Here is a 20,934-nt window from a genome sequence, read left to right as displayed (position 1 = left end):
TACCCGCGACGCCCGAGACACCGATACCCCTCCCCATCAAGGAACAGCCTCATGCAACTATCACTGAACAGTAAAATCTGCGTCGCCGCCACCGCGCTCGCCATCCTCAGCCTCGGCGTCACGGCGGCCGTGATCGGCTACAAGAGCAGCGCCAGCGCCGAGGCGGCTGCTTTGGAACTGGCGCGCACCTCGGCACGCGAAGTGGCCGGTGCGCTGCAGGCCCGCATCGCCAGCAACCTGTCGAGCGTCAGCAGCCTGGCCGGCGCCATGCGCGGCACCAAGGGCGCGAATTTGCCCCTGCAGCGCGACCAGATCAATGAACTGACCAAGGCGACGTTGACCAGCTCGGAAGACTTGCTGGGCTCGGCCGTGACGTGGGAGCCGAACGCACTCGACGGCAAGGATGCGGAGTTTGCCAACCAGAAACCGAACTACGACGCCAGCGGCCGCTTCATGCCCTACTGGACACGGGGCGCCGGCGGCAAGCTGCAAGTCGAACCCATCGTCTTCGACCCGAAAGCGGGCGCCAACGACTGGTACGACGTGCCCAAGCGCACCGGAAAGACTTACTTTACGGAACCGTATATCTACCCCGTCGACGGCAAGGATGTGCTGATGGCTTCGCTGGTGGCGCCCATCATGATCGACGGCAGCTTCAAGGGCACGGCCAGCGCCGACTTCATGCTCACGCGCCTGGCGAAAATCCTCGCCGACCTGAAAGTGATCGAGGGCGGCAAGCTGGCCCTGATCTCGAACGGCGGCCTGTACGCCAGCCACCCCGAACCTGCACGGCTGGGCAAGAAGGCGGACGACGTGCCCGCCGCCGGCCTGGAAAAGGTACGCCAGGGCCAGGCGTATGAATACGAGGACGACAAGGGCTACATCCACTTGCTGCAGCCGCTGCAGATCCACCCCGACATCGCGCCGTGGAGCGTGGAACTGAATTTCCCGAAAAGCGTGGCCACCGCCTCGGCGCGCGACCTGATGGTCTACACGCTGATCGTTGCCCTGCTGTGCGCGGCAGCCACGGCCGGCATTCTGATTCTCGTCGTCAACCAGCTGACGCGCCCGCTGCGCACTCTGGGCCGCACCATGACGGACCTGTCCAGCGGCGACGCCGACCTGCGCGTCAAGCTGGAAGTCAAGGGCACCGACGAGCTGGCCGTCATCGGCAAGGGTTTCAACGCCTTCGTGGAAAAGATCCACGCCGTGCTGCTGCAAGTGCAAGCCAGTGCCGACAACGTGGCGCGCGCCAGCGCGGAAATTGCGCAAGGCAATAACGATCTGTCGGCCCGCACGGAACAGCAAGCCAGCTCGCTGGAAGAAACAGCTGCCTCCGTGGAAGAACTGACGGGCACCGTCAAGGAAAATGCCGACCATGCGCGCCAGGCGAATCAACTGGCTGCTTCCGCATCGAGTGTGGCACAGAAGAGCGGCGAAGTGGTCGGCAAAGTCATAGAAACCATGACGTCGATCAATGACTCGTCGAACAAGATCGTCGACATCATCAGCGTCATCGACGGCATCGCTTTCCAGACGAATATCCTGGCGCTGAACGCGGCCGTGGAAGCGGCGCGCGCGGGCGAACAGGGGCGCGGTTTCGCCGTCGTCGCCACGGAAGTGCGCAACCTGGCGCAGCGCTCCGCCGCGGCGGCCAAGGAAATCAAGCTGCTGATCGACGATTCCGTGGGCAAGGTGGCCGCCGGCAGCAAGCTCGTCGATGAAGCGGGCGCCACCATGGAGCAAGTGGTCGACAGCGTGCGCAAGGTCACCGCCATCATGGCCGACATCAGCGTCGCCACCACCGAGCAAAGCGACGGCATCGCCCAGGTCAACCAGGCGCTGGCGCAGATGGATGGCGTGACGCAGCAAAACGCGGCCCTCGTCGAGGAGGCGGCGGCGGCCGCCGAAAGCCTGCAAGACCAGGCCAGCCATCTGGCCGAGGTGGTCAGCGTGTTCAAGCTGGGCGAGCAGGCGCGCCAGGCAACGCCAGCTGCAGCGCCAGCAGCGCCGCGCGCCGTGACGCCCAAGACCGCCGCGCCAGCCAAACGCCTGAGTGTTGCCAAGCCGCAAGCAGCACAGCATGCGCCAGCCAAGGCGCCGGCAGGCGATGACTGGGAAGAGTTTTAAGCCGGACCTTTCCGGCGGCCGCCGGCGCCAGATTCAGGCGCCGGCACGAATTTTATAAACGGCCAACTCAATACCTGCCTCGCGCCGGATTCGGCGTGGCACCCGCCTGTTTCTCCTCGGCGCCATTGAATGGCCGCACGTGAGATTACCTTCCTTTATTTCCCGCCGCATCAGCACCAGGAGAATGTTCTACCGCTCCTGCCGGAATTTATCCGATGACCATTTTCAATACCGGCATTGCGGCCAATTTCAAATTTCACAAAAATAAGATACGCATGTACTTTATAATATCGCCGCGTATACGGCACGCTTCCAGCCGGTTGAAGATTTACAGGAATCACGGATGAAAAAAGTATTGGCTTTATTAATGGTATCGGGCACAGTGGTATTGACTGGTTGCGGTGGCGGCGGAAACAGTAGCGCTAATGGTAGTGCTAACGGCAATGCAGACGTAGCGGTCCCGCCAGTGGTGGTAGCGCCCCCTCCAGTGGTGGTCGCACCTCCGCCTCCTCCCGCACTGGCCGCCTATGTTGGCACCTGGACTCCCGCATGTAACGACTCTTTCCGCCAGCGCCTCGTCGTCGCCCTCAAGAACGATGGCAGCGGCGCCCTGGAAATATCGACCTACGATGAAACCTTCAGCACTGCCGATTGCAGCGGCCCTGTGCAATTTACGGAAACCACGAGTGAAAAGATTACCGCGACGCCGGATGGCGCAGGCAATATCCAGCTCAAGCTGACGGCGGACAGCCCTGCCACGGACATCCGCATCGACAAGGTCGTATCGTCGCTGCCAGCCCACACCATCCAGATTACGGGCCCGGCCGTCACCACGGTGCTGGTCAATGGCAAACCCAATTGGCGCATCACCGATGGCAGTGGCGACACCACGGACATCCCGGATACCGGCATACAACAGGCAGTAAGTGGCAACGGCGGCTTTTATTTGCGCGGTAACGAATTGTTTACCGTGATGCAGAAAGACGGTGCTTATGTGCTCGATATGCACTATGTAAAACAATAAATCAGTCAGTAATCAGCCATTGCGTCGCGTGAGCGGCGCAATGCGCACCAGTTACACCACATCCTCCCTTCATTCCCGCAAACCATTTCAGCGGATTGCCGCGACATGATCCAAATCAAGTCAGCGATAGATTCGGTGAGAATTCCTTCCTATTAATAATCCTATAATCAGGCCGCGTTGACGGCACGCACCGCTGCCGGATAAAAAGGACTCTGAATGAAAAAAATATTGGCAGTATTGGTCGGCTCGACCGCGGCACTCCTGACCGGCTGCGGTGGCGGCGGTGGGGGTAGTTCGGCGCAGCAGCTTGCCGGCGATTCCGGTTCCACCTCGCCACTGGCCGCATATCTTGGCACGTGGCAATCGGCGTGTGACGATCACGACCGGCAAGTGCTCGTCGTCGCGCTCAAGAGCGACGGCAGCGGTTCGTTGGAACTGACGCCGACCGGCGAAACCTACTTCAAGGCCGATTGCACCGGCCCCGTGGTCGCGACGGACGGCATGAGCGCGAAAATCACCGGCAAGCCGGACGGTACAGCCGACATGCCGATCAAGCTGGCGGAAAATGCCGCGGCAACGAACTTGCGCGTCGACAAGTTCACCTCGTCGGTGCCGGCCTATACCTTCCAGCGCAGCGGCGCCACCGTGCAATATGTATTGCGCGATGGCAAACAGCAATGGTGCGTCAAGGTGGACAATGGCGAATCGTGCATGTGGGATGAGGGCATGCACGCGGCGCTGAGCGTCCCCGGCGGCCTGTCCTTGCGCGGCAACGACCTGTACTCGGTGGTGCTGGACCCGGAAAAGGGCGTGTATGTCCTGGACGTGCACTACGTGAAAAAATAAGCGCGTGATCAGCTGCGGGGCCGCCCGGCCCTGCAGTTGCCACGGTGCATCTTCTCGCCCGCCGCTTCATGGACTCGCTAGCGTGAGCGGGTATCTGTGTAAAATCAAACAGACATTGCAAAAATAAAAAGCTATCCTGTAGAAAAACAGGAGCTTGCCATGTCACACCATGCCTTTCCCCTGCCCTCCCACGCTGCACTGGACGCCCTGCTGCAGCCTCAGGACAGCGCTTTCCACCCCATCGAAGGCTTGCGGCGCTTGCGCGACGCGGGACTGGACCAGCTGCCCCTGCCCGGCCACGGCGCCACCCTGCAGCGCTGGCAAATGCTGGCCGCCATCGCCGCCGTCGACCTCTCCCTGCTCAAGCTGTATGAAGGCCATACCGATGCGCTCGCCATCCTGGCGGAAATCGGCGGCTCCGCCGTGCCGGCCGGCAGCAGCTGGGGCGTCTGGTGCGCGGACCTGCCGGGCGCGCGCGTCCGCTTGCGGCAGACGGCCGAGGGCCGCCATGTGCTCGACGGACGCAAGGCCTGGTGTGCCGGGGCGAAGGGCCTCAGCCATGCTTTGGTCAGCTGCTGGAACGACGCTGGCCGGGCTTGCCTGGCCTCGGTGACCCTGTCGCAGCCCGGCGTGCACGTCACGGACGAAGGCTGGCAAGCCGTCGGCATGCATGCCTGCGCCAGCGTCGACGTGACCTTTTCTGCCGCGCGCGCCTTTCCCGTGGGCGCGCCAGGCGCCTATCTGCAGCGGCCCGGCTACTGGCATGGCAGCGCGGGCATCGCGGCCGCCTGGTATGGCGCGGCCTGCGCCGTCGCCAGCCACCTGCATGCGCGCGCGCAACACGCCGCGCCCGACCCCGTCCGCCTGGCGCAGCTGGGACAAATCGATTGCGTCTTGCGCGCCACCGGCGCCCTGCTGCGCGAAGGCGCCGCCGACATCGACCTGCACCCGCAACGCGACGCCATGGGACTGGCCCTGCGCCTGCGCCTGGCAACGGAAGATGCCGCCACCCTGGTCTTGCACCTGGCCACGCGGGCGCTGGGCGCTGGCCCCCTGTGCCGCGATGCCCGTTTCGCCCGCCTGGCTGCCGACCTGCCCGTGTACCTGCGCCAGAGCCACGCGGAACGCGACCAGTCCGTGCTGGGCGGCATCGTCGCCGGCGCAGAAGACCATCCTTGGTCGCTGTGACAAAAAAAATCGCCGGACCGGATGGACTCCGGGCCGGCGATCAGGGCTAGCCTGAAGGCTGACTGATTACTTGAGCGGCATGGCGATACCGAACATCACCGACTGGGTACGTCCGCTATCGATATTCAGATTGCTGTTGTAGTCCAGCGTGATGGTCATGCCGTTCGACAACAGCAGCTTGACGCCCAGGCCCGCCGTCCAGTTGCCCGTCTGCTGCGGCACTGTGCGGATCACGTACACGGGACCGTCGGCCACCAGGTCGGCATACGCCAGGCGCGCATCATCGGCGCCCTGGAACTGGTGGCGGTACTCGAGCCGCGCACGCGGGAACCACGTGCCCAGACCACCGACATAGATACCCTCGGCCCGCACGCCCAGCGCGCCGATGCGCGAACGCACCGTCTGCTTGAAGTAGCTCAGGGCGTTGATGCCCGCCGCCTTCTCCGTGTACGGATCGAGCTTGGCCGACATCAGTTCCACGCGGCCATACGGCGACCACATCCAGGTTTCCTGGCGCATCTCGATACCGCCCACCAACGCACCGAACACTTGCTTACCGTCGCGTTCGCCCGTGGCGAAACCGCTGCCATCGGTCAAGTAGCGCGACGCGTCGTATTGCAGGGTGCCGTAGCCGAGCACGCCGTCGAGGAAGACGCCCTTGCTCGGACGCAGGCTGCCATACACGGCCGCCACGGCGCTGTCGGCCGTGCTGCGGCTGCCGTTCTGGCCCACGTCGCTGCGGTCATGGCTGAAACCGGCGCCCACGCCCAGGGTCGCCAGGTCGCTCAAGCGGTAATCGCCGCCCACGCTCACGCCATTCGTGCGGAAGCGGAAGCCCGTGTCGCGGCCATTCACATAGTGCTGGCCGAAATCGACCGCGCCACCGAGCCACAGCGACAACGCCTGCTTCTGCGTGTCCGGCTTCTGCGGCATGTCCGGCAAGCCATTCGTTGCCTGGCTGACATCCGTGCCGCCCACTGGCTTATCGCTGCTGAAACCGGCATCGGGCTGGCGCAGGGACGCCTTGCGCATGAACGGTTTTACGGCCGTGCCGAACACGCGGTCCGCTTCCTGCTCTTGCCAGCGCGCCAGCGCCGCCGTCGGATTGCCGCTGTCGTTCGGCGGCGTCAGGCTCAGGCCAAAGTTCGACCGTCCCCAGCCATCGCCATGCAGGCTTTCCAGGCGCTGCGTGAAGTTCGACAGCTGCGCCGTGGCGAAGCGCCGCGCCGCATCCGCTTGCGCCGCTTGCAAGCCGATCACTTCCGGATCGAGCGACGGATCGCGCCGCGCCGTCACGGTGACGTTGACCACGCCCGGCTTCGAGGTGGCAAAGGCATTGCTCAGGGTATAGCTGACGACGGCCGCGCCGGCAAACTTGCCCGAAGCCGCAAAGCTCAGCTGGTACGACGGCTTGCCGGCCGTGCCCACGTCGCGCACCACCACCTTGCCAGCCTCGGCCGGCGCCACGCTCAGCACATTGGCCGCCGTGAACGGGCCGCCCGTGGCGCCCGCCGTCAGGTCGACCGTCACCGTCAGGCCCGCCACCACCGTGGCGCTCTGGCTGGCCACCTGCGGCATCGGATTGACGCTGATGGTCGCTTTCACCGGCGCCGAGGTGCCGAACACGTTCGACACGGTGTAGCCGATGCTGATGTCGCCGCTGGTGTTGATGCCTGGCGTGTAGACGATGTCCATGCCATTGACGACTGCCGTGCCGCTGGCTGGCTGCGTGGTGATGGCCACGGCCGTGAACGGGCCGCCGGTGGCGCCCTGCGTCACCTGCAGGGTCACCGGCGTGCCGGCCAATACCGTCGCCGTCTTGGCGACAGGCACCGGCACCGGTTGCGGCGCCACCGTCACGCTGACCGTGGCCGGCGCGGAGGTGCCGCCTGGACCCGTCGCCGTGTAGCTGAAGCTGTCCGGACCGAAGTAGTTGGCATTCGGCACATACGTCACCTTGAAACTCGCACCGGCGACGGCGCGCGCCATGCGCGCCGAGGCACCGCTCGAGACCACCGTAACGCGCCCGTGCTGCGGCGGCGTGACGATGGTCACGTCCGTGATTGGGCTGCCATCCGTGGAAGCGATGGTCAGGCTCACTTCCTGGTTGGCCGAGGTGGTCGCCGTTTCATTAGGCACCGGTGGCGGCGCCTGGTTCACCTGCAGGGTCAGCGCTTGCTGCACCGTGAACTGGTGCGCGTCCTTCGCCTGCAAGGTGAAGGCGAAGCTGCCCGCCACCGTCGGCGTGCCGCTGACGATGCCGGTCGCCGCGTCGAGCGCCAGGCCGGTCGGCAAAGCGCCGCTGCTCAGGGAGTACACGTAAGGCGCAACACCGCCGGCCGCCGTGAATGGCTGGCTATACGCGTCGCCCGCGCGGATCGCCGCCAAACTGGCCGGCGTCAGGGTCAGGGTGGGCGCAGCTACCGTCAGCGTGTAGTTTTTGCTGAGGCTGAATGGTGCCCCCACGCCCGTGCTGCTGTCGGTGACCTTGATGCTGAACGGGAAACTGCCCGCCGCATTCGTCGTGCCGGACAGCACGCCCGTAGCCGTATTCAGGCTCAGGCCCACGGGCAAGGTGCCCACCACGGCATAGCTGTACGGCGCCGTGCCGCCCGTCCCCGTCAGGGTCGTGCTGTAGGCCGCTTCCGCCGTCGGATTGGGCAAGCTGGCCGGGTTCAGCGCCAGTACCGCCGAAGCGACGGACAGCGTGTAGCTCTTCGTCCCCGTGAATTGACGCGAATCCGTCACTTGCACCACCAGCGCAAAATCGCCAGCCGCCGTGGGCGTGCCGCTCAAGACGCCGCTGGCGTTCGAGCTCATGCCGGCAGGCAGGCTGCCCGTTATCGCGAACGTGTACGGACCGACACCGCCGCTGGCCGTCAGTTGCTGGCTGTACGCGGTGGCAACGGTTGCCCCCGACAAGCTGGCCGGGGTGACGCCGATGGCCGAGGTCACGGTCAAGGTATACGTTTGCGTTGCCTGGGCATTGACCCCGGCGACCGGGGCTTGCGTCGCGGTGATGATGCTGGTGCCGGCGCTGACCGGAGTGATGACGCCGGTGCCGCTGACAGTCGCCACGCCCGCGTTCGAGCTGGCATAGCTCAAGGCGCCATAACTGCCGCCCGTCAGGCTGGAGGTCGCCGCATTGCTAAAGTTGTTGCCCAATGGAACGGATGCCGCGGTCGGTGTCGCAAACGTGATGACACCGGTCGGGATATACGTAAATTGGTCCGCCGCGCCGCTGGCGCTGGTGCCGCCAACCGTGGTCACCTTCACGTCCACCACGCCCAGGCTGCCCGATGGACTCGTGGCCGTGATCTGCGTGGCGCCGTTGACAACAAAACTGCCGGCATTGCTGCCGCCGAATCGCACTGCCGTGGCACCTGTAAAGCCGGTACCGGTGATGACCACGCTGGTGCCGCCGGCGATGGGGCCGAAGGCAGGTGAAATGCCGCTGACTGCCGGCGCCACCACGTAGGTGAACTGGTCCGACGCGCTGGTGGCGCTCGTGCCACCGACAGTGGTGACGCGCACGTCCACCGTGCCGGCACCAGCTGGCGCCGTGGCCGTGATCTGCGTGGCGCTATTGACGGTGAAACTCGTCGCCGCCGCACCGCCAAACGTCACTGCCGTCGCGCCGCCAAGGCCCGCGCCGCTGATAACGACACTGCTGCCGCCCGTCGTTGGACCGGAGGACGGGGAAATACCGCTCACCACCGGCGCCCCCACATACGTGAACTGGTCGTTCGCGCTGGTGGCGCTGGTGCCACCGGTGGTGGTGATGCGCACGTCCACCGTGCCCGTGCCGGCTGGCGCCGTCGCCGTGATCTGCGTGGCGCTGTTGACCGTAAAGCCCACCGCTGCCGTGCCGCCGAACGTCACCGCCGTCGCGCCACTGAAATTCGTGCCGCTGACAGTGACCGTGGTGCCGCCAGTGACCGGGCCGGAGGTGGGCGAAATGCTGCTCACCGCCGGTGCTGCCACGTACGTAAATTGGTCCGCCGCGCTGGTGGCGCTCGTGCCGCCGATGGTGGTGACGCGCACGTCCACCGTGCCCGTGCCGGCTGGCGCCGTCGCCGTGATCTGCGTGGCGCTGTTGACCGTAAAGCCCGCCGCTGCCGTGCCGCCGAACGTCACCGCCGTCGCGCCACTGAAATTCGTGCCGCTGATGGTGACCGTGCTCCCCCCCACGGCGGGACCGGCCGTGGGCGAAATGCTGCTCACCACCGGTGCGCCCACATACGTGAACTGGTCATTCACGCTGGTGGCGCTCGTGCCACCGGTGGTGGTGATGCGTACGTCCACCGTGCCCGTGCCGGCTGGCGCCGTCGCCGTGATCTGCGTGGCGCTGTTGACGGTAAAGCCGGAGGCGGACGCTCCACCGAACGTCACCGCCGTCGCGCCACTGAGATTCGTGCCGCTGATGGTGACCGTGGTGCCGCCAGCAGCCGGGCCGGAGGTGGGCGAAATGCTGCTCACCACCGGTGCCGCCACGTACGTAAATTGGTCCGCCGCGCTGGTGGCGCTCGTGCCGCCGATGGTGGTGATGCGCACGTCCACCGTGCCCGCGCCGGCTGGCGCCGTCGCCGTGATCTGCGTGGCGCTATTGACCGTAAAGCCCGTCGCTGCCGTGGCGCCGAAGGTCACCGCCGTCGCGCCACTGAAATTCGTGCCACTGATGGTGACCGTGGTGCCGCCGGCAGCCGGGCCGGCCGTGGGCGAAATGCTGCTCACCACCGGTACTGCCACGTACGTAAATTGGTCCGCCGCGCTGGTGGCGCTCGTGCCGCCGATGGTGGTGATGCGCACATCCACCGTGCCGGAACCGGCTGGCGCCGTCGCCGTGATCTGCGTGGTGCTGTTGACGGTAAAGCCGATGGCTGCCGTGCCACCGAACGTCACCGCCGTCGCGCCACTGAAATTCGTGCCGCTGACGGTGACCGTGCTGCCGCCTGCGATGGGGCCAGCAGTAGGCGACAGGCTCGTCACCGTCGGCACCGCCACGTAGGTAAATTGATCGGCCGCGCTGCTGGCGCTGGTGCCGCCCGACGTGGTCACGCGCACATCCACCGTGCCCGTGCCGGCTGGCGCCGTCGCCGTGATCTGCGTGGCGCTGTTGACCGTAAAGCCGATGGCGGCAGTAGCGCCGAATCTCACCGCCGTCGCGCCACTGAAATTCGTGCCGCTGATGGTGACCGTGCTCCCCCCCACGATGGGACCGGCCGTGGGCGAAATGCTGCTCACCACCGGTGCTGCCACGTAGGTGAATTGGTCCGCAGCGCTGGTGGCGCTGGTACCGCCGACCGTCGTGACGCGCACGTCCACCGTGCCCGTGCCGGCTGGCGCCGTCGCCGTGATCTGCGTGGCGCTGTTGACCGTAAAGCCGGTCGCCGCCGTGGCGCCGAAGGTCACCGCCGTCGTGGTGGAAAAGTTCGTGCCACTGATGACGACCGTGGCGCCGCCGCCTGCCGGCCCCGCAGTGGGCGAAATGCTCGTCACTGTCGGCAATGCCACAAAGGTGTACTGGTCGTTCGCGCTGGTGGCGCTGGTGCCGCCGGGCGTCGTGACGCGCACATCCACCGTGCCCGTACCGGCTGGCGCCGTCGCCGTGATCTGCGTGGCGCTGTTGACCGTGTAGCCGGTCGCCGCCGTCGCGCCGAAGGTCACCGCCGTCGCGCCGGTAAAGTTCGAGCCGTTGATGGTGACCGTGGTGCCGCCACCGCCTGGGCCCGCCGTCGGCGAAATACTGGTGATCGCTGGTGCCGGAACATAGGTGAACTGGTTTGACGGATCGGCGGCGTTGGTGCCGCCTGGCGTAGTGACGAATACGTTCACGACGCCGGTGCCGGCTGGCGACGTGGCGGTGATGGTCGTGGAATTGAGCACGGTAACGCTGAGGCCATTGTTGCTGCCGAATTTGAGCGCCGTTGCGCCGGTAAAGCCGGTACCGGTAATGGTGACGGCGGTGCCGCCGCTAACCGGACCGAGCGCAGGCGACACACCTGTGACGGCAGGCGGCGGCTGGGCATTGATCACCAGGGAATAGCTTCTGGACGTGTTGTATGGTCCATTGCCGCCCGTGCTGTCCGTCGATTTCATCACAAAGTTGTAGGTGCCCAAAGCACCGGGCGTGCCCGAGAGCAAGCCGCTGCCCGACAGGGTGAGGCCCGCCGGCAGGCTGCCCGATTCCACCACATACGCAAAGGGCCCGGTGCCGTTCGCGGTCGACATCTGCTGGCTGTAGGGCACCGACAATCCGCCTGCCGCCAGCACCGTGGGCGTGATGGACAGGGTGGGCACGGCGATCGACACGGAGTAATTCTTGGTGACGGTCAGCGGCGTGCCTGAGGTCGAGTCGGTCACCTTGATGCCGAACACATAGGCACCGGTCGCCGTCACGGTGCCGGAAATCACGCCGCTGGACGACACAGTGATGCCAGGTGGCAAAGCACCAGACACCAGCGCGTAGTTGTAAGGCGCGACACCGCCGGTCGACGACATCGCCTGGCTGTACGCCACGCCGATCACGGGCGCCGATATGCTGCCAGGTGTCACGGTGAAGGCTGCCGCAGGGGGCAGGACGGTCACCGTAAAAGTCACCGCCTTGCTGTCTTCATCCCACAGGACAAAGCTGTCGGACAGCGCCCCGTCGCCATTATTGATATAGGTCGCAATACCGGTACCGTTATTGACGAGACCAGTAATCGTGCCGTGCAAGGCAGTCGCGCCATTGTCCGTCAGGCCAAATGAGCTACACAGCGACAAATCGATGACATAGGAGTCGCCTGATGCGACGGTAAAACTCCTCTGATTGGGAATACATTTCGTGCTCGGATCGCCGTTGGCTGCCTGCGCCGGGCCAGCGCCAAGCGCCAGCATCAGCAGGCACAGCGCAACGCAGCAATGCAGAAAACGGCCAAACGCTGATGCCAGGCCTACCCGGCGAGCCGCTGCAGGCCCTCGAGTTCCTGCGACAAAAGCAAGGAACAAAAAAAGTGCCGGACGGGCGACGATATCGTTGCAAATACGCAACATGATTTCTCCAATACAGAGTTTTTTAGTCAAAAAGAACCATGGATTCAGGCTGCAAGCGATCCCTATTCAGGGCTCTTCCATAGAGCCAACAGATGTTGACGCTTGCCATACGACAACGTATGCTACCTCGAGTTTTCAATAAAGTAACTATAACAAAAAGGGTTTTTCAAAAAACAATATTGATTGCAAATGGAAAATATTATTTTTTTAACATTCAATAGCATTCCAACAGCGGGAGAACGATGATGGCTGAAGTGTATTTGGGACAAATCATGATGAGCGGATTTGCGTTTGCACCGCGTGGATTTGCAGCATGTAACGGGCAATTGCTGCCAATTACGCAGAATCAGGCACTGTTTGCCCTGTTGGGTACCTTTTACGGGGGGAACGGCACGACCAACTTTGCATTGCCAAATTTACAAGGCAGCACCCCTGTCGGCTCGGGCAGTTCGGTGGACGCTTCCTGGCAACCCGTCCCCTACCAGGTCGGCGCCCGTAACGGCGCGGAAGCTATCACTTTGACACTGAGTCAGATTCCACCGCATACGCACGCGGCCAATGCGCTGACCACGCCAGGCACCACCAAGAATCCGACCAACACCCTGTATGGCGGCAGCGGCACGGAAGCCATCTATGGCACGGCAGGCCCGCAAGTGCCCTTGAACAACCTGGTCCTGGCCCAGACAGGCGGCAGCCTGCCGCATAACAATATGCAGCCCTTCCAGGTACTCAATTTCAATATCGCCCTGAACGGCGTCTTCCCATCGCGCAACTAACATGCCAGCCACTTCCCACGGAGCAAAGTCATGACTACACCTTATGTCGGCGAGATCCGCCTGTTTTCCTTTCCCCGCATACCGCAAGGCTGGTTTGCCTGCGACGGCAGCCTGAAGTCCATCGCCAATAACGAGGTGCTATATACCCTGCTGGGCACCACCTATGGCGGCGACGGCGTCAATACATTCGGTGTACCCGACCTGCGCGGCCAGGTGCCTTTGCATCAGGGCACCGGCCCTAGCCTGACACCCCGGGTCATGGGGCAGAAGGGGGGCAGCGAAACGGTGACCTTGCTGCCGACCCAGATGCCTGCGCATACGCACGTCTTCAGTGCGATCAGCACACTGGCGACGGTCAACACGCCAGGCACCAGCGCACAGCTGGCGGCACCGGTCAATAACGACAAGATGTACACGAGCAGCCTGGCTGGCCTCACGACCTATGACATGGCGCCTGCAGCAACGGGGACTGCCGGCAGCAGCTTGCCGCATGACAACACCATGCCTACCCTGACCGCCTCGTTTTGCATCGCATGGGCAGGTATTTACCCATCCCAACAATAACAGCCAGCACGCAAGCGCAGCCCATAAAATCGATCAGGAGAACCTACCGTGACATCACCATATCTTGGCGAAATACAAGTCTTTGGCTTCAATTTCACCCCTGCTGGGTGGGCAAGCTGTAATGGCGCCACCCTGCAGATCAGGCAATTCAGCGCCCTGTTTTCATTAATCGGCACGCAATATGGCGGCGATGGCGTCAACACCTTCCAGTTGCCCAACTTCACAGGACGCGCGCCCTGCAGCCAGGGCCAGGGGCCAGGCTTGACGCAGCGTGTAATGGGCGAAACGTTCGGCAGCAATACCGTCCAGCTGAATCTCACGGAGATTCCCAACCACACCCATCAACTGACCTTGAGCCGCCAGACCAATGCCACCCTGCAGCGCAACGTGCCGCAAAATGGCGATGGCCTGACCAGCATCACGGGCACGAACGCGTTCGTGCCCGCGGCAACACCGAACGTCACCTTGTCGCCACTGACCATCGGCAGCGCGGGTGGCGGCCAGGCGCATGAAAATCGCCAGCCCCTGCTGGCGGTAAATTTCTGCATCGCCCTGCAGGGCGAGTTTCCCGCGTTTGATTGAGGCTTGAATGCCCAGGGCAGGCGGCGCCATCGGGCTCCCCCGCCTGGCCCTGCCTGCCCCGCATCAGCGGCATTCTCAGTTGAACACGGCCTGATACAGAAAGCCGTGGTTGTCACGCGCCACCGGCACCAGGAAGATACCCACCTCGCCAAATGCATCATGCTGCAGCTGAAAGATTTTCTGGCTGAAGAGGATGGGGGAACTGTTATGGAATAACAAGCTGAACGGCGCCCGCAACAGGCCTTCCAGCGTGGCCGACGGCAACGGGCGCGCCTCCTTCAGGATGAAAGCGGCATTCCCGTCGCCGACCGAGATAAACGTGTCGTTGACGCGCGCGGCAAAGTGTTCCAGGGTCAATACATTCATCATTGCAGGCATTCCATTTCATGGGCTGTGTAATTGAAGCAATGATTTATTCTAATGGAAGCATTGCCGCTTTTACACAGTTTTTGACATGAACGCCGTCACCACCGCACTCGGCGGCACACAGGCGGCCAAGGACATCCGCCCCGGCCGCCTGTGCAGTGCCTGCCTCGCGGCTTTCTCCGCCTACCGCATCGCCTCTTCCAGCCCCGGCGCAAACCCGGCGCCGTGCTTGACCTGCGCGGTGGACGCCTTCAGCGTGGCGCCGATCGGCTCGGCGCGGCCCGCCAGGCATTGACCCAGGAAGTTTTCCGTCACCGCATTGAAGGCGATGTTGTTCACGGGCCGGGCAAAGCCATGGCCTTCGTCGGGGAACAGCACGTAGGTGACGGGAATATTCTTTGCCGCCATGGCCGCCACGATCTGGTCCGATTCAGCCACGTTGACGCGCGGGTCGTTCGCGCCCTGGCCGATCAGCAGCGGACGCTGGATGTTCTGCGCAAAGTTCAGCGGCGAGCGTTCCTTCAGCAGCGCCTTGCCCTCTTCCGTGGTCGGGTCGCCCATGCGCTTGTAGAACTGCTGCTTGCCCGCTTCCCAGTACGGCGGAATGGTTTGCAGCAGGGTGAACAGGTTCGACGGGCCGACGATGTCGACGCCGCAGGCAAACGTCGTCGGCGTAAACGCCATGCCGGCCAGGGTGGCGTAGCCGCCATACGAGCCGCCCATGATGGCCACCTTGTCGGCCGTCGTCACGCCGCTCTTCACCGCCCATTGCACGGCGTCGAGCAAGTCGTCATGCATCTTGCGGCCCCACTGCAGGTCGCCGGCCGAGATGAATTGCTTGCCGAAGCCCGTCGAGCCCCGGTAATTCACGGACAACACCGCATAGCCGCGGTTGGCCAGCCATTGATGGTAGCTGTTATAGCCATAGGTATCGCGCGCCCACGGGCCGCCATGCACCAGCAGGACCATCGGCACCGCCTGCGACGGCACGCCGCCGGCACCCGCCTTCGATGCCTGAGGCAAGGTCAGATAGGACACCAGGGTCAGGCCGTCGCGCGCCTTGATTTGCTGCGGATACATGGGCACCAATGGCGCGCCTTCCAGCTCGGGCCGCGTCACGTACAGCTGCGTGAGCTTTTTGCTCTTGCGCTCGTACAACCAGCTCGATGCCGGCGCCGTGACGGCATCGACGCCCACCAGCCATTTGTCATCGGCGTCCGTGCGCGACGTCACGTTGAACTGGCCCTTGGCATGCTTCTTCAGGAAGGCCAGGTCGGCCTTCAGGTCATCCGTCAGCGGCAGGTATTCGTGCTGCAGATAGTCGACGGAATACGCCTGCACCCTGCCAGTGCGCGTGTCGTACAGGGCGTCGGAAATGTCGGCGCGCGGGTCTTGCGCCACCACCGTGGTCTTGCCGCTGGCCACGTCCTGCGCCAGCAGCGCCGAAGTATTGCGGCCGCGCGAATCGGTCCAGTACAAGGTCTTGCCGTCGACCGTAAAGCCCAGCGGCGACGTCGTCTGCGCATCTTCCAGGCCGACCTCGGCCAGCGGCGTGCTCTCGGCCTTGCCGTCCGTGATGCGGAAGTACTGCATGCCGCCATCGGCGCGCGCCTTGCTGGCGATGCGCACGTTGAGCAGCTCATCGGCCACATAGCCGCCATAGCCATCGTTCTGCAGCACCAGGGTCAGCTTGCCGCTGGCCAGGTCCAGGCTGTACACGTCGTGCCAGCGCGCATCGCGGTTATTGATGCCGATCAAGATACGGTCCTTTACCTTGCTGCTGATCTGGATCACGCGCACGCGGGTCTTCTCGAACGGCGTGTAACTGACCTGCTTGCCGCTCACGACATTCACGCCGTACAGCAGGAAGTTTTCATCGCCGCCCTTGTCCTGGATGAACAGCAGGGTGTTCGAATCGGGCGACCAGAAGCTGCTGCGGATGGGACGCACCTTTTCTTCCGTCAGCGGGCGCGCCTGCGCCGGATTGCTGGCCGGCGCCACCCACACATTGAGCACGCCGTCGCGCGGCGCGATCCACGACAGCCACTTGCCATCCGGGCTGATGCGCCCGCCGGACTTGCTGGGATTGCCAAACAGCTTGGCCCGCTCGATCAGCGGCGTGTCATTGACAGGAGCTTGGGCGTGCGCCGGCAGTGCGCTGGCGAACAACAGGACAGGCAGGACATAGCGAATCATGGACACCTCATGGTTGATGAATGAAGGGAAACTTCACACGTGCATGTGCCAGCACATCATAGGCCAAAGCCGTATTGCCAGGTTGACTACGCGACAGGGGACGAAAATCGGGGAACAGGAGGGTGGAAACGGGAGATGAAAGGCACAGCAGATGATGCATGCTGTCATGGCGACGGCGCACAAAAAGAAAAAGGCCACTCCGAAGAGTGGCCTAAGTCCTTGAATCCAATGGTCGGGGCGAGAAGATTCGAACTTCCGACCCCATGCACCCTACACGACGACACCAAGCCGTAACCCGCATGGACGCTATATAGAGAGTGGGGCATATAATATACAGTACGTTCCAACAGGTATTCAAGCCCGCATGTCGCGGTGTTTTTTCTGCAAAAATCATACATTTTCGCCCCCGTTTTTTCTCGCAGCTTCCCATCCCATGCTCACTGCCGGATGATGCCAGTGGCTCATCGCTCCTTGAAATGACTGGCAGACTCCAGTTTTCAAGTCGTCAGAATATTCATTCCATATCAGTAGTCTAGCGTAGCTCGAAAATCGCCTCCACTATCAACAACATAACTTTATCTGATGATATGGCGCAATTTCGCGCATCAACCATAAGGTTCCATTTCATCGACACAGCCATAAGTTACTTACTTTTGAGGAAGTCGTAGATAGAAACAATCATTCCGAAAAAAAATACCACAAAACCAAGCTTTGCAAATAAATCAAAAAAATAATTTCTCGATTCAAAACTCATCAGCACCATTGATCCAGCAATTAAAAAACCACAAAACGTTATCAAGGATCCCCTTTTAATACCTTTATTTTTCATATCAGTTCCAAACAAAATAAAATCCCACTATTTGAAAGCAATAATTCATACAATGAAATTAAAATTCAATGAATTACAAGAAATCAGTCTGAAATACATTTTATTACCATATCGCAACTCGCACATTCCGGCCCGCGGTCAGGTCCCGTGTGCATTTTTCACACGTGACGGAAGTAGATCAGCGACAGCCACGAGGTGCTCTGCTGGATACGGGCCGTGGAAGCGCCCATGCTGGCGGCGATGCATTACGTGCCGGTCAGCAAGGAACTCGCGCTGTGCTACGAAACCGTCGTTAAGGGCTTCCAGGCATACACAGGCCACATCGGCATTTCCATCTCAGCCACTGAAGAGTCCCGCAGGAAAACCGGCGAAGCACGCAAATTGCTGCTCTTGCCGGATCAGGTCAACACCACCGTCAATGGCAGCGCCACGGTGGTGAGTAGCGGGCCTAGCCGTAAAATCACGTGCTTTTCTCATGAGGTCGATCTAACTCTATGACTGCTCCTGGCCGGTTTCAGCCTTATATTTATTGCCAACGGATTTCCCATCCAGTCTCGGCAATAAACTGAGACACGTCACTCAAAGTCTCCACCCATGAATCAAAAGCACTATTGGGATTTGGACCACCACGACCACCCCACCATTCAAAGATGAAATAGCCTCCTGTTTTTTCCGGATCATACTCAACTCGAACCTGATGAGTTGGGTGCTCAGAATTTATGATCGTTCCTGTTGTGTTTATTTTTACCATGCCTATCTCTACTCGACGCGGTTTCATTGTCCTTCATCCGTCCGCTCTTGGCCAATTGTGTTGAAGAAGTCGAGCGGCAACAAGTTCGGGATGTCTCAGACATCCAAGCAGTCGGCACGCGTTCAATAGCAGCGGTTCCGGCCAGTCTAGGCGGGTAAAATTTCTATCTGAATGTCAACGTACCTGCGTTTTTCAACACAATAGGCCGATAGCGGACATCGGCATACGGCAACGAAAATCATACGTGATGTAAACGGAAAAACCCAGCACCGATATTATACAAACGTATAATATACAGTACTGGGTTTCTATACAGCTTGCGCTGTAACTCCTTGAATCTAATGGTCGGGGCGAGAAGATTCGAACTTCCGACCCCATGCACCCCATGCATGTACGCTACCAGGCTGCGCTACGCCCCGACGAGGTGGGAATTATAGCAGAGGCTTTTAGGTTTTTGCCATGCTTTGCGCATGATTCATATCGAACTGCGCAAACTTTTTTGCATGGCCCTGGCAAGCGGCCTATTCGTTCAGCAGCAGCGCCGTCAGGACAATGCGGAAGCCGGCGATCAGCGGCTCGACTTTCACGTCCGGATTGTGAATGAAGCGCACGGGCAAGCCTTGGTACATGGCGACGAGGGCATTCAGGCGGCCTTCCAGCATCTCTTCATCGGCCGGCAAGCCGCGCTTGATGCGCGCATCGCGGATGATAGAGAGAAACAACTGGCGCGAGCGCTGGTCCGAGCATTGCAGCATGTCGGCGATCACCGGATTGCGCGATGCTTCGGCGAAAATTTCCAGCGGCATCATCCACGTTGTCGGGTCCAGCGCTTCGAGCACATGCTCGCCCGCATTGTCGATCACGGCCTGCAGCGGGTCTTCGCGCTGCGCCAGGTCCTGCATCAGGTTCGACACCCGCTCCGTATTCTGCATGACGAAGGCGGCGATGATCGCATCCTTGCTGTCAAAATAATTATAGATATGGCCCGCGCTCATGCCGGCCGCTTTCGAGATCTCGGCCATGCTGGCGCCGTGGAAGCCGCGGCGGCTGAAACAGCTTTCGGCCGCATCGAGCACCTGCTTGCGCCGCGTGTTGGCGCGCTCGGGATCCGGATGCTTCTTTTCAACTTGGTTCATGATTTTCCAGTAGCGCGCCGGCCCTGCCCTTGCGGGCAAGGCCGGCGTCGGCGTCCCCGTGATTATTGGACGCCGCCAGCCGCCGCGACGGCTGTCTGCTCAGGCTGCCAACCGCCGCCCAGCACCTTGTACAAGGTCACCAGGTTGGTCGATTTGGCCAGGCGCGCCGTGATCAGGCTTTGCTGCGCCGTGTACAGCGCGCGCTGGGCCACCAGGGCGTTCAGGTAGGACTCGGCGCCCTGCTTGTAGCGCGCGTCGTGGATGGTGTAGCTCTTCGTCGACGCCTCGACCAACGAGACCTGCGATTGCAGGCGCTCGTCGATGGTGCCGCGCTGGGCCAGCGCATCGGACACTTCGCGGAAGGCGACCTGGATCGCCTTTTCGTATTGCGCCACGGAGATTTCACGCTGCACCTTGGCGATATCGAGGTTGGCGCGGTTCACGCCGCCATCGAAGATCGGCAAGCTGATCTGCGGAATGAAACTCCACGTGCCGCTGCCCGCCTTGAACAGGCCCGACAGGTTGTCGCTCAGCGAGCCGGCCGTGGCCGTCAGCGAAATGCGCGGGAAGAACGCCGCGCGCGCCGCGCCGATGTTCGCGTTGGCAGCGCGCAAGGTGCGCTCCGCCGCCAGCACGTCGGGACGGCGTTGCAGCACGTCCGACGGCACGCCGGACGGAATGTCCGCCAGGGCCGTCACGGCGCCGAACTCGCCTTGCGGCAGCAGGTCGGCCGGCACGGGGCCGCCCACCAGCAGGACGAGCGCGTTTTGATCCAGCGCAACCTGGCTCGTGTAAACGGCCACGTCGGAACGGGCCGACTCGACGCTGGTCTGGGCATCGTACTTGTCCAGGCCGGAAGTCGCACCGGCACTGAAGCGGCGCACGGCCAGGTCATACGACGACTGCTGGCTCTTCAGGGTGTCCTGCGCCACGCGCAGGCGCTGCTGGTCCGCCACCAGGTTCAGATAGGTGCTGGCCACTTCGGCCACCAGGCTGATCTGCTGTGCGCGGCGGGCTTCTTCCGTGCCCAGGTATTGCTCCAGCGCACTGTCGGACAGGCTGCGCACGCGGCCGAAGAAGTCCAGCTCGTAAGCCGACACGCCCAGGTTCGCCGTGTACTGGCGGTTGATGGACGCTTCGCCGTTGGCGCTGGCGTTCTTCGGCACGCGGCTGGCCGTCTGGCCGCCGGACGCCGACAGGGTCGGGATCAGCGCGGCGCGTTCGATGCCGTAGGTGGCGCGCGCCTTCTCGATGTTGAGGATCGAGACGCGCAGGTCGCGGTTGTTGGCCAGCGCCAGTTCCAGTACCTGGCGCAGGCGCGCATCGGCAAAGAACTCGCGCCAGGCGACGTCCGCCACCGGCTTGGCGTCGGCGGCGGCCGTGTCGGCCTTGTAGGAAGGGCCCGTCGGCCACGCCGTGGGCGCCGGCGCTGCCGGACGCTCATACGTGGGAGCCAGGCTGCAACCGGCCAGCAAGGCCAGTGCCGCCATGGAGAGTAGCGTTTTTTTCAT

Annotated in this window: 14 protein-coding genes, 1 tRNA gene and 1 pseudogene; 9 read left to right on the top strand and 7 right to left on the bottom strand. The window is 62.6% G+C overall.

The window, feature by feature from the left end:
• Positions 1 to 51 precede the first annotated feature (51 nt).
• The 4 genes from NCG91_RS16735 to NCG91_RS16720 all read left to right on the top strand — a co-directional run bounded on the left by NCG91_RS16735 (position 52) and on the right by NCG91_RS16720 (position 5,188).
• Positions 52 to 2,130: a methyl-accepting chemotaxis protein gene (locus NCG91_RS16735; protein ID WP_251350476.1), complete on the top strand. Its 2,079-nt coding sequence runs from the start codon at positions 52 to 54 to the stop codon at positions 2,128 to 2,130.
• Positions 2,131 to 2,473: 343 nt separating this feature from the next.
• Complete coding sequence (locus NCG91_RS16730) at positions 2,474 to 3,154, top strand: hypothetical protein (protein ID WP_251350475.1); 681 nt, start codon at positions 2,474 to 2,476, stop codon at positions 3,152 to 3,154.
• 216 nt (positions 3,155 to 3,370) lie between these two features.
• Complete coding sequence (locus tag NCG91_RS16725; protein WP_251350474.1) at positions 3,371 to 4,000, top strand: hypothetical protein; 630 nt, start codon at positions 3,371 to 3,373, stop codon at positions 3,998 to 4,000.
• Between the two features lie 159 nt (positions 4,001 to 4,159).
• Positions 4,160 to 5,188, top strand: a complete 1,029-nt coding sequence (locus tag NCG91_RS16720; RefSeq protein WP_251350473.1) for an acyl-CoA dehydrogenase family protein — start codon at positions 4,160 to 4,162, stop codon at positions 5,186 to 5,188.
• A gap of 66 nt (positions 5,189 to 5,254) precedes the next feature.
• On the opposite strand, the gene NCG91_RS16715 is transcribed toward NCG91_RS16720, so the two are convergent.
• A complete protein-coding gene (locus NCG91_RS16715; RefSeq protein WP_251350472.1) occupies positions 5,255 to 11,905 on the bottom strand; it encodes an IPT/TIG domain-containing protein in 6,651 nt (2,216 codons plus the stop codon).
• Positions 11,906 to 12,465: 560 nt separating this feature from the next.
• Between NCG91_RS16715 and NCG91_RS28145 the strand changes: the two are divergent.
• The 4 genes and pseudogenes from NCG91_RS28145 to NCG91_RS16695 form a co-directional block, all read left to right on the top strand.
• Positions 12,466 to 12,597, top strand: a pseudogene (locus NCG91_RS28145) (phage tail protein); the annotation flags it as partial.
• Positions 12,598 to 12,630: 33 nt separating this feature from the next.
• Positions 12,631 to 12,999 carry a phage tail protein gene (locus tag NCG91_RS16705; protein WP_251350534.1) on the top strand — a complete coding sequence of 123 codons (369 nt, stop codon included), beginning with the start codon at positions 12,631 to 12,633 and terminating at the stop codon, positions 12,997 to 12,999.
• Between the two features lie 30 nt (positions 13,000 to 13,029).
• The gene (locus NCG91_RS16700) at positions 13,030 to 13,563 is read left to right on the top strand and encodes a phage tail protein (protein WP_251350471.1); all 534 of its coding nucleotides are present in this window, start codon (positions 13,030 to 13,032) and stop codon (positions 13,561 to 13,563) included.
• A gap of 48 nt (positions 13,564 to 13,611) precedes the next feature.
• Entirely contained in the window at positions 13,612 to 14,145 is a 534-nt protein-coding gene (locus NCG91_RS16695; RefSeq protein WP_251350470.1) for a phage tail protein, read from the top strand.
• Positions 14,146 to 14,220: 75 nt separating this feature from the next.
• Here the strand turns inward: NCG91_RS16695 and NCG91_RS16690 are convergent, their stop codons facing one another.
• Positions 14,221 to 14,514, bottom strand: a complete 294-nt coding sequence (locus NCG91_RS16690) for a DUF6916 family protein (protein WP_226941017.1) — start codon at positions 14,512 to 14,514, stop codon at positions 14,221 to 14,223.
• A gap of 180 nt (positions 14,515 to 14,694) precedes the next feature.
• Complete coding sequence (locus NCG91_RS16685; RefSeq protein WP_251350469.1) at positions 14,695 to 16,707, bottom strand: S9 family peptidase; 2,013 nt, start codon at positions 16,705 to 16,707, stop codon at positions 14,695 to 14,697.
• Positions 16,708 to 17,752: 1,045 nt separating this feature from the next.
• Between NCG91_RS16685 and NCG91_RS16680 the strand changes: the two genes are divergently transcribed.
• Positions 17,753 to 18,034 (top strand): hypothetical protein, encoded by a 282-nt coding sequence (locus NCG91_RS16680; protein WP_251350468.1) that lies wholly within the window; start codon positions 17,753 to 17,755, stop codon positions 18,032 to 18,034.
• Positions 18,035 to 18,062: 28 nt separating this feature from the next.
• Here the strand turns inward: NCG91_RS16680 and NCG91_RS16675 are convergent, their stop codons facing one another.
• The 4 genes from NCG91_RS16675 to adeC all read right to left on the bottom strand — a co-directional run bounded on the left by NCG91_RS16675 (position 18,063) and on the right by adeC (position 20,934).
• A complete protein-coding gene (locus NCG91_RS16675; protein WP_251350467.1) occupies positions 18,063 to 18,314 on the bottom strand; it encodes a hypothetical protein in 252 nt (83 codons plus the stop codon).
• 315 nt (positions 18,315 to 18,629) lie between these two features.
• Positions 18,630 to 18,706: transfer RNA gene (locus tag NCG91_RS16670), tRNA-Pro, on the bottom strand.
• Between the two features lie 102 nt (positions 18,707 to 18,808).
• On the bottom strand, positions 18,809 to 19,423 hold the full coding sequence (locus NCG91_RS16665) for a TetR/AcrR family transcriptional regulator (RefSeq protein WP_251350466.1): 615 nt from the start codon (positions 19,421 to 19,423) through the stop codon (positions 18,809 to 18,811).
• Positions 19,424 to 19,485: 62 nt separating this feature from the next.
• Positions 19,486 to 20,934 (bottom strand): AdeC/AdeK/OprM family multidrug efflux complex outer membrane factor, encoded by a 1,449-nt coding sequence (adeC, locus tag NCG91_RS16660; RefSeq protein WP_251350465.1) that lies wholly within the window; start codon positions 20,932 to 20,934, stop codon positions 19,486 to 19,488.

Origin of the sequence: Janthinobacterium kumbetense (assembly GCF_023703445.1) — a bacterium.
Lineage (GTDB): Bacteria > Pseudomonadota > Gammaproteobacteria > Burkholderiales > Burkholderiaceae_D > Janthinobacterium > Janthinobacterium kumbetense.
The sequence above is the reverse complement of the archived record's forward strand: the minus strand, read 5'-3'. Positions and strand labels throughout refer to the sequence as shown.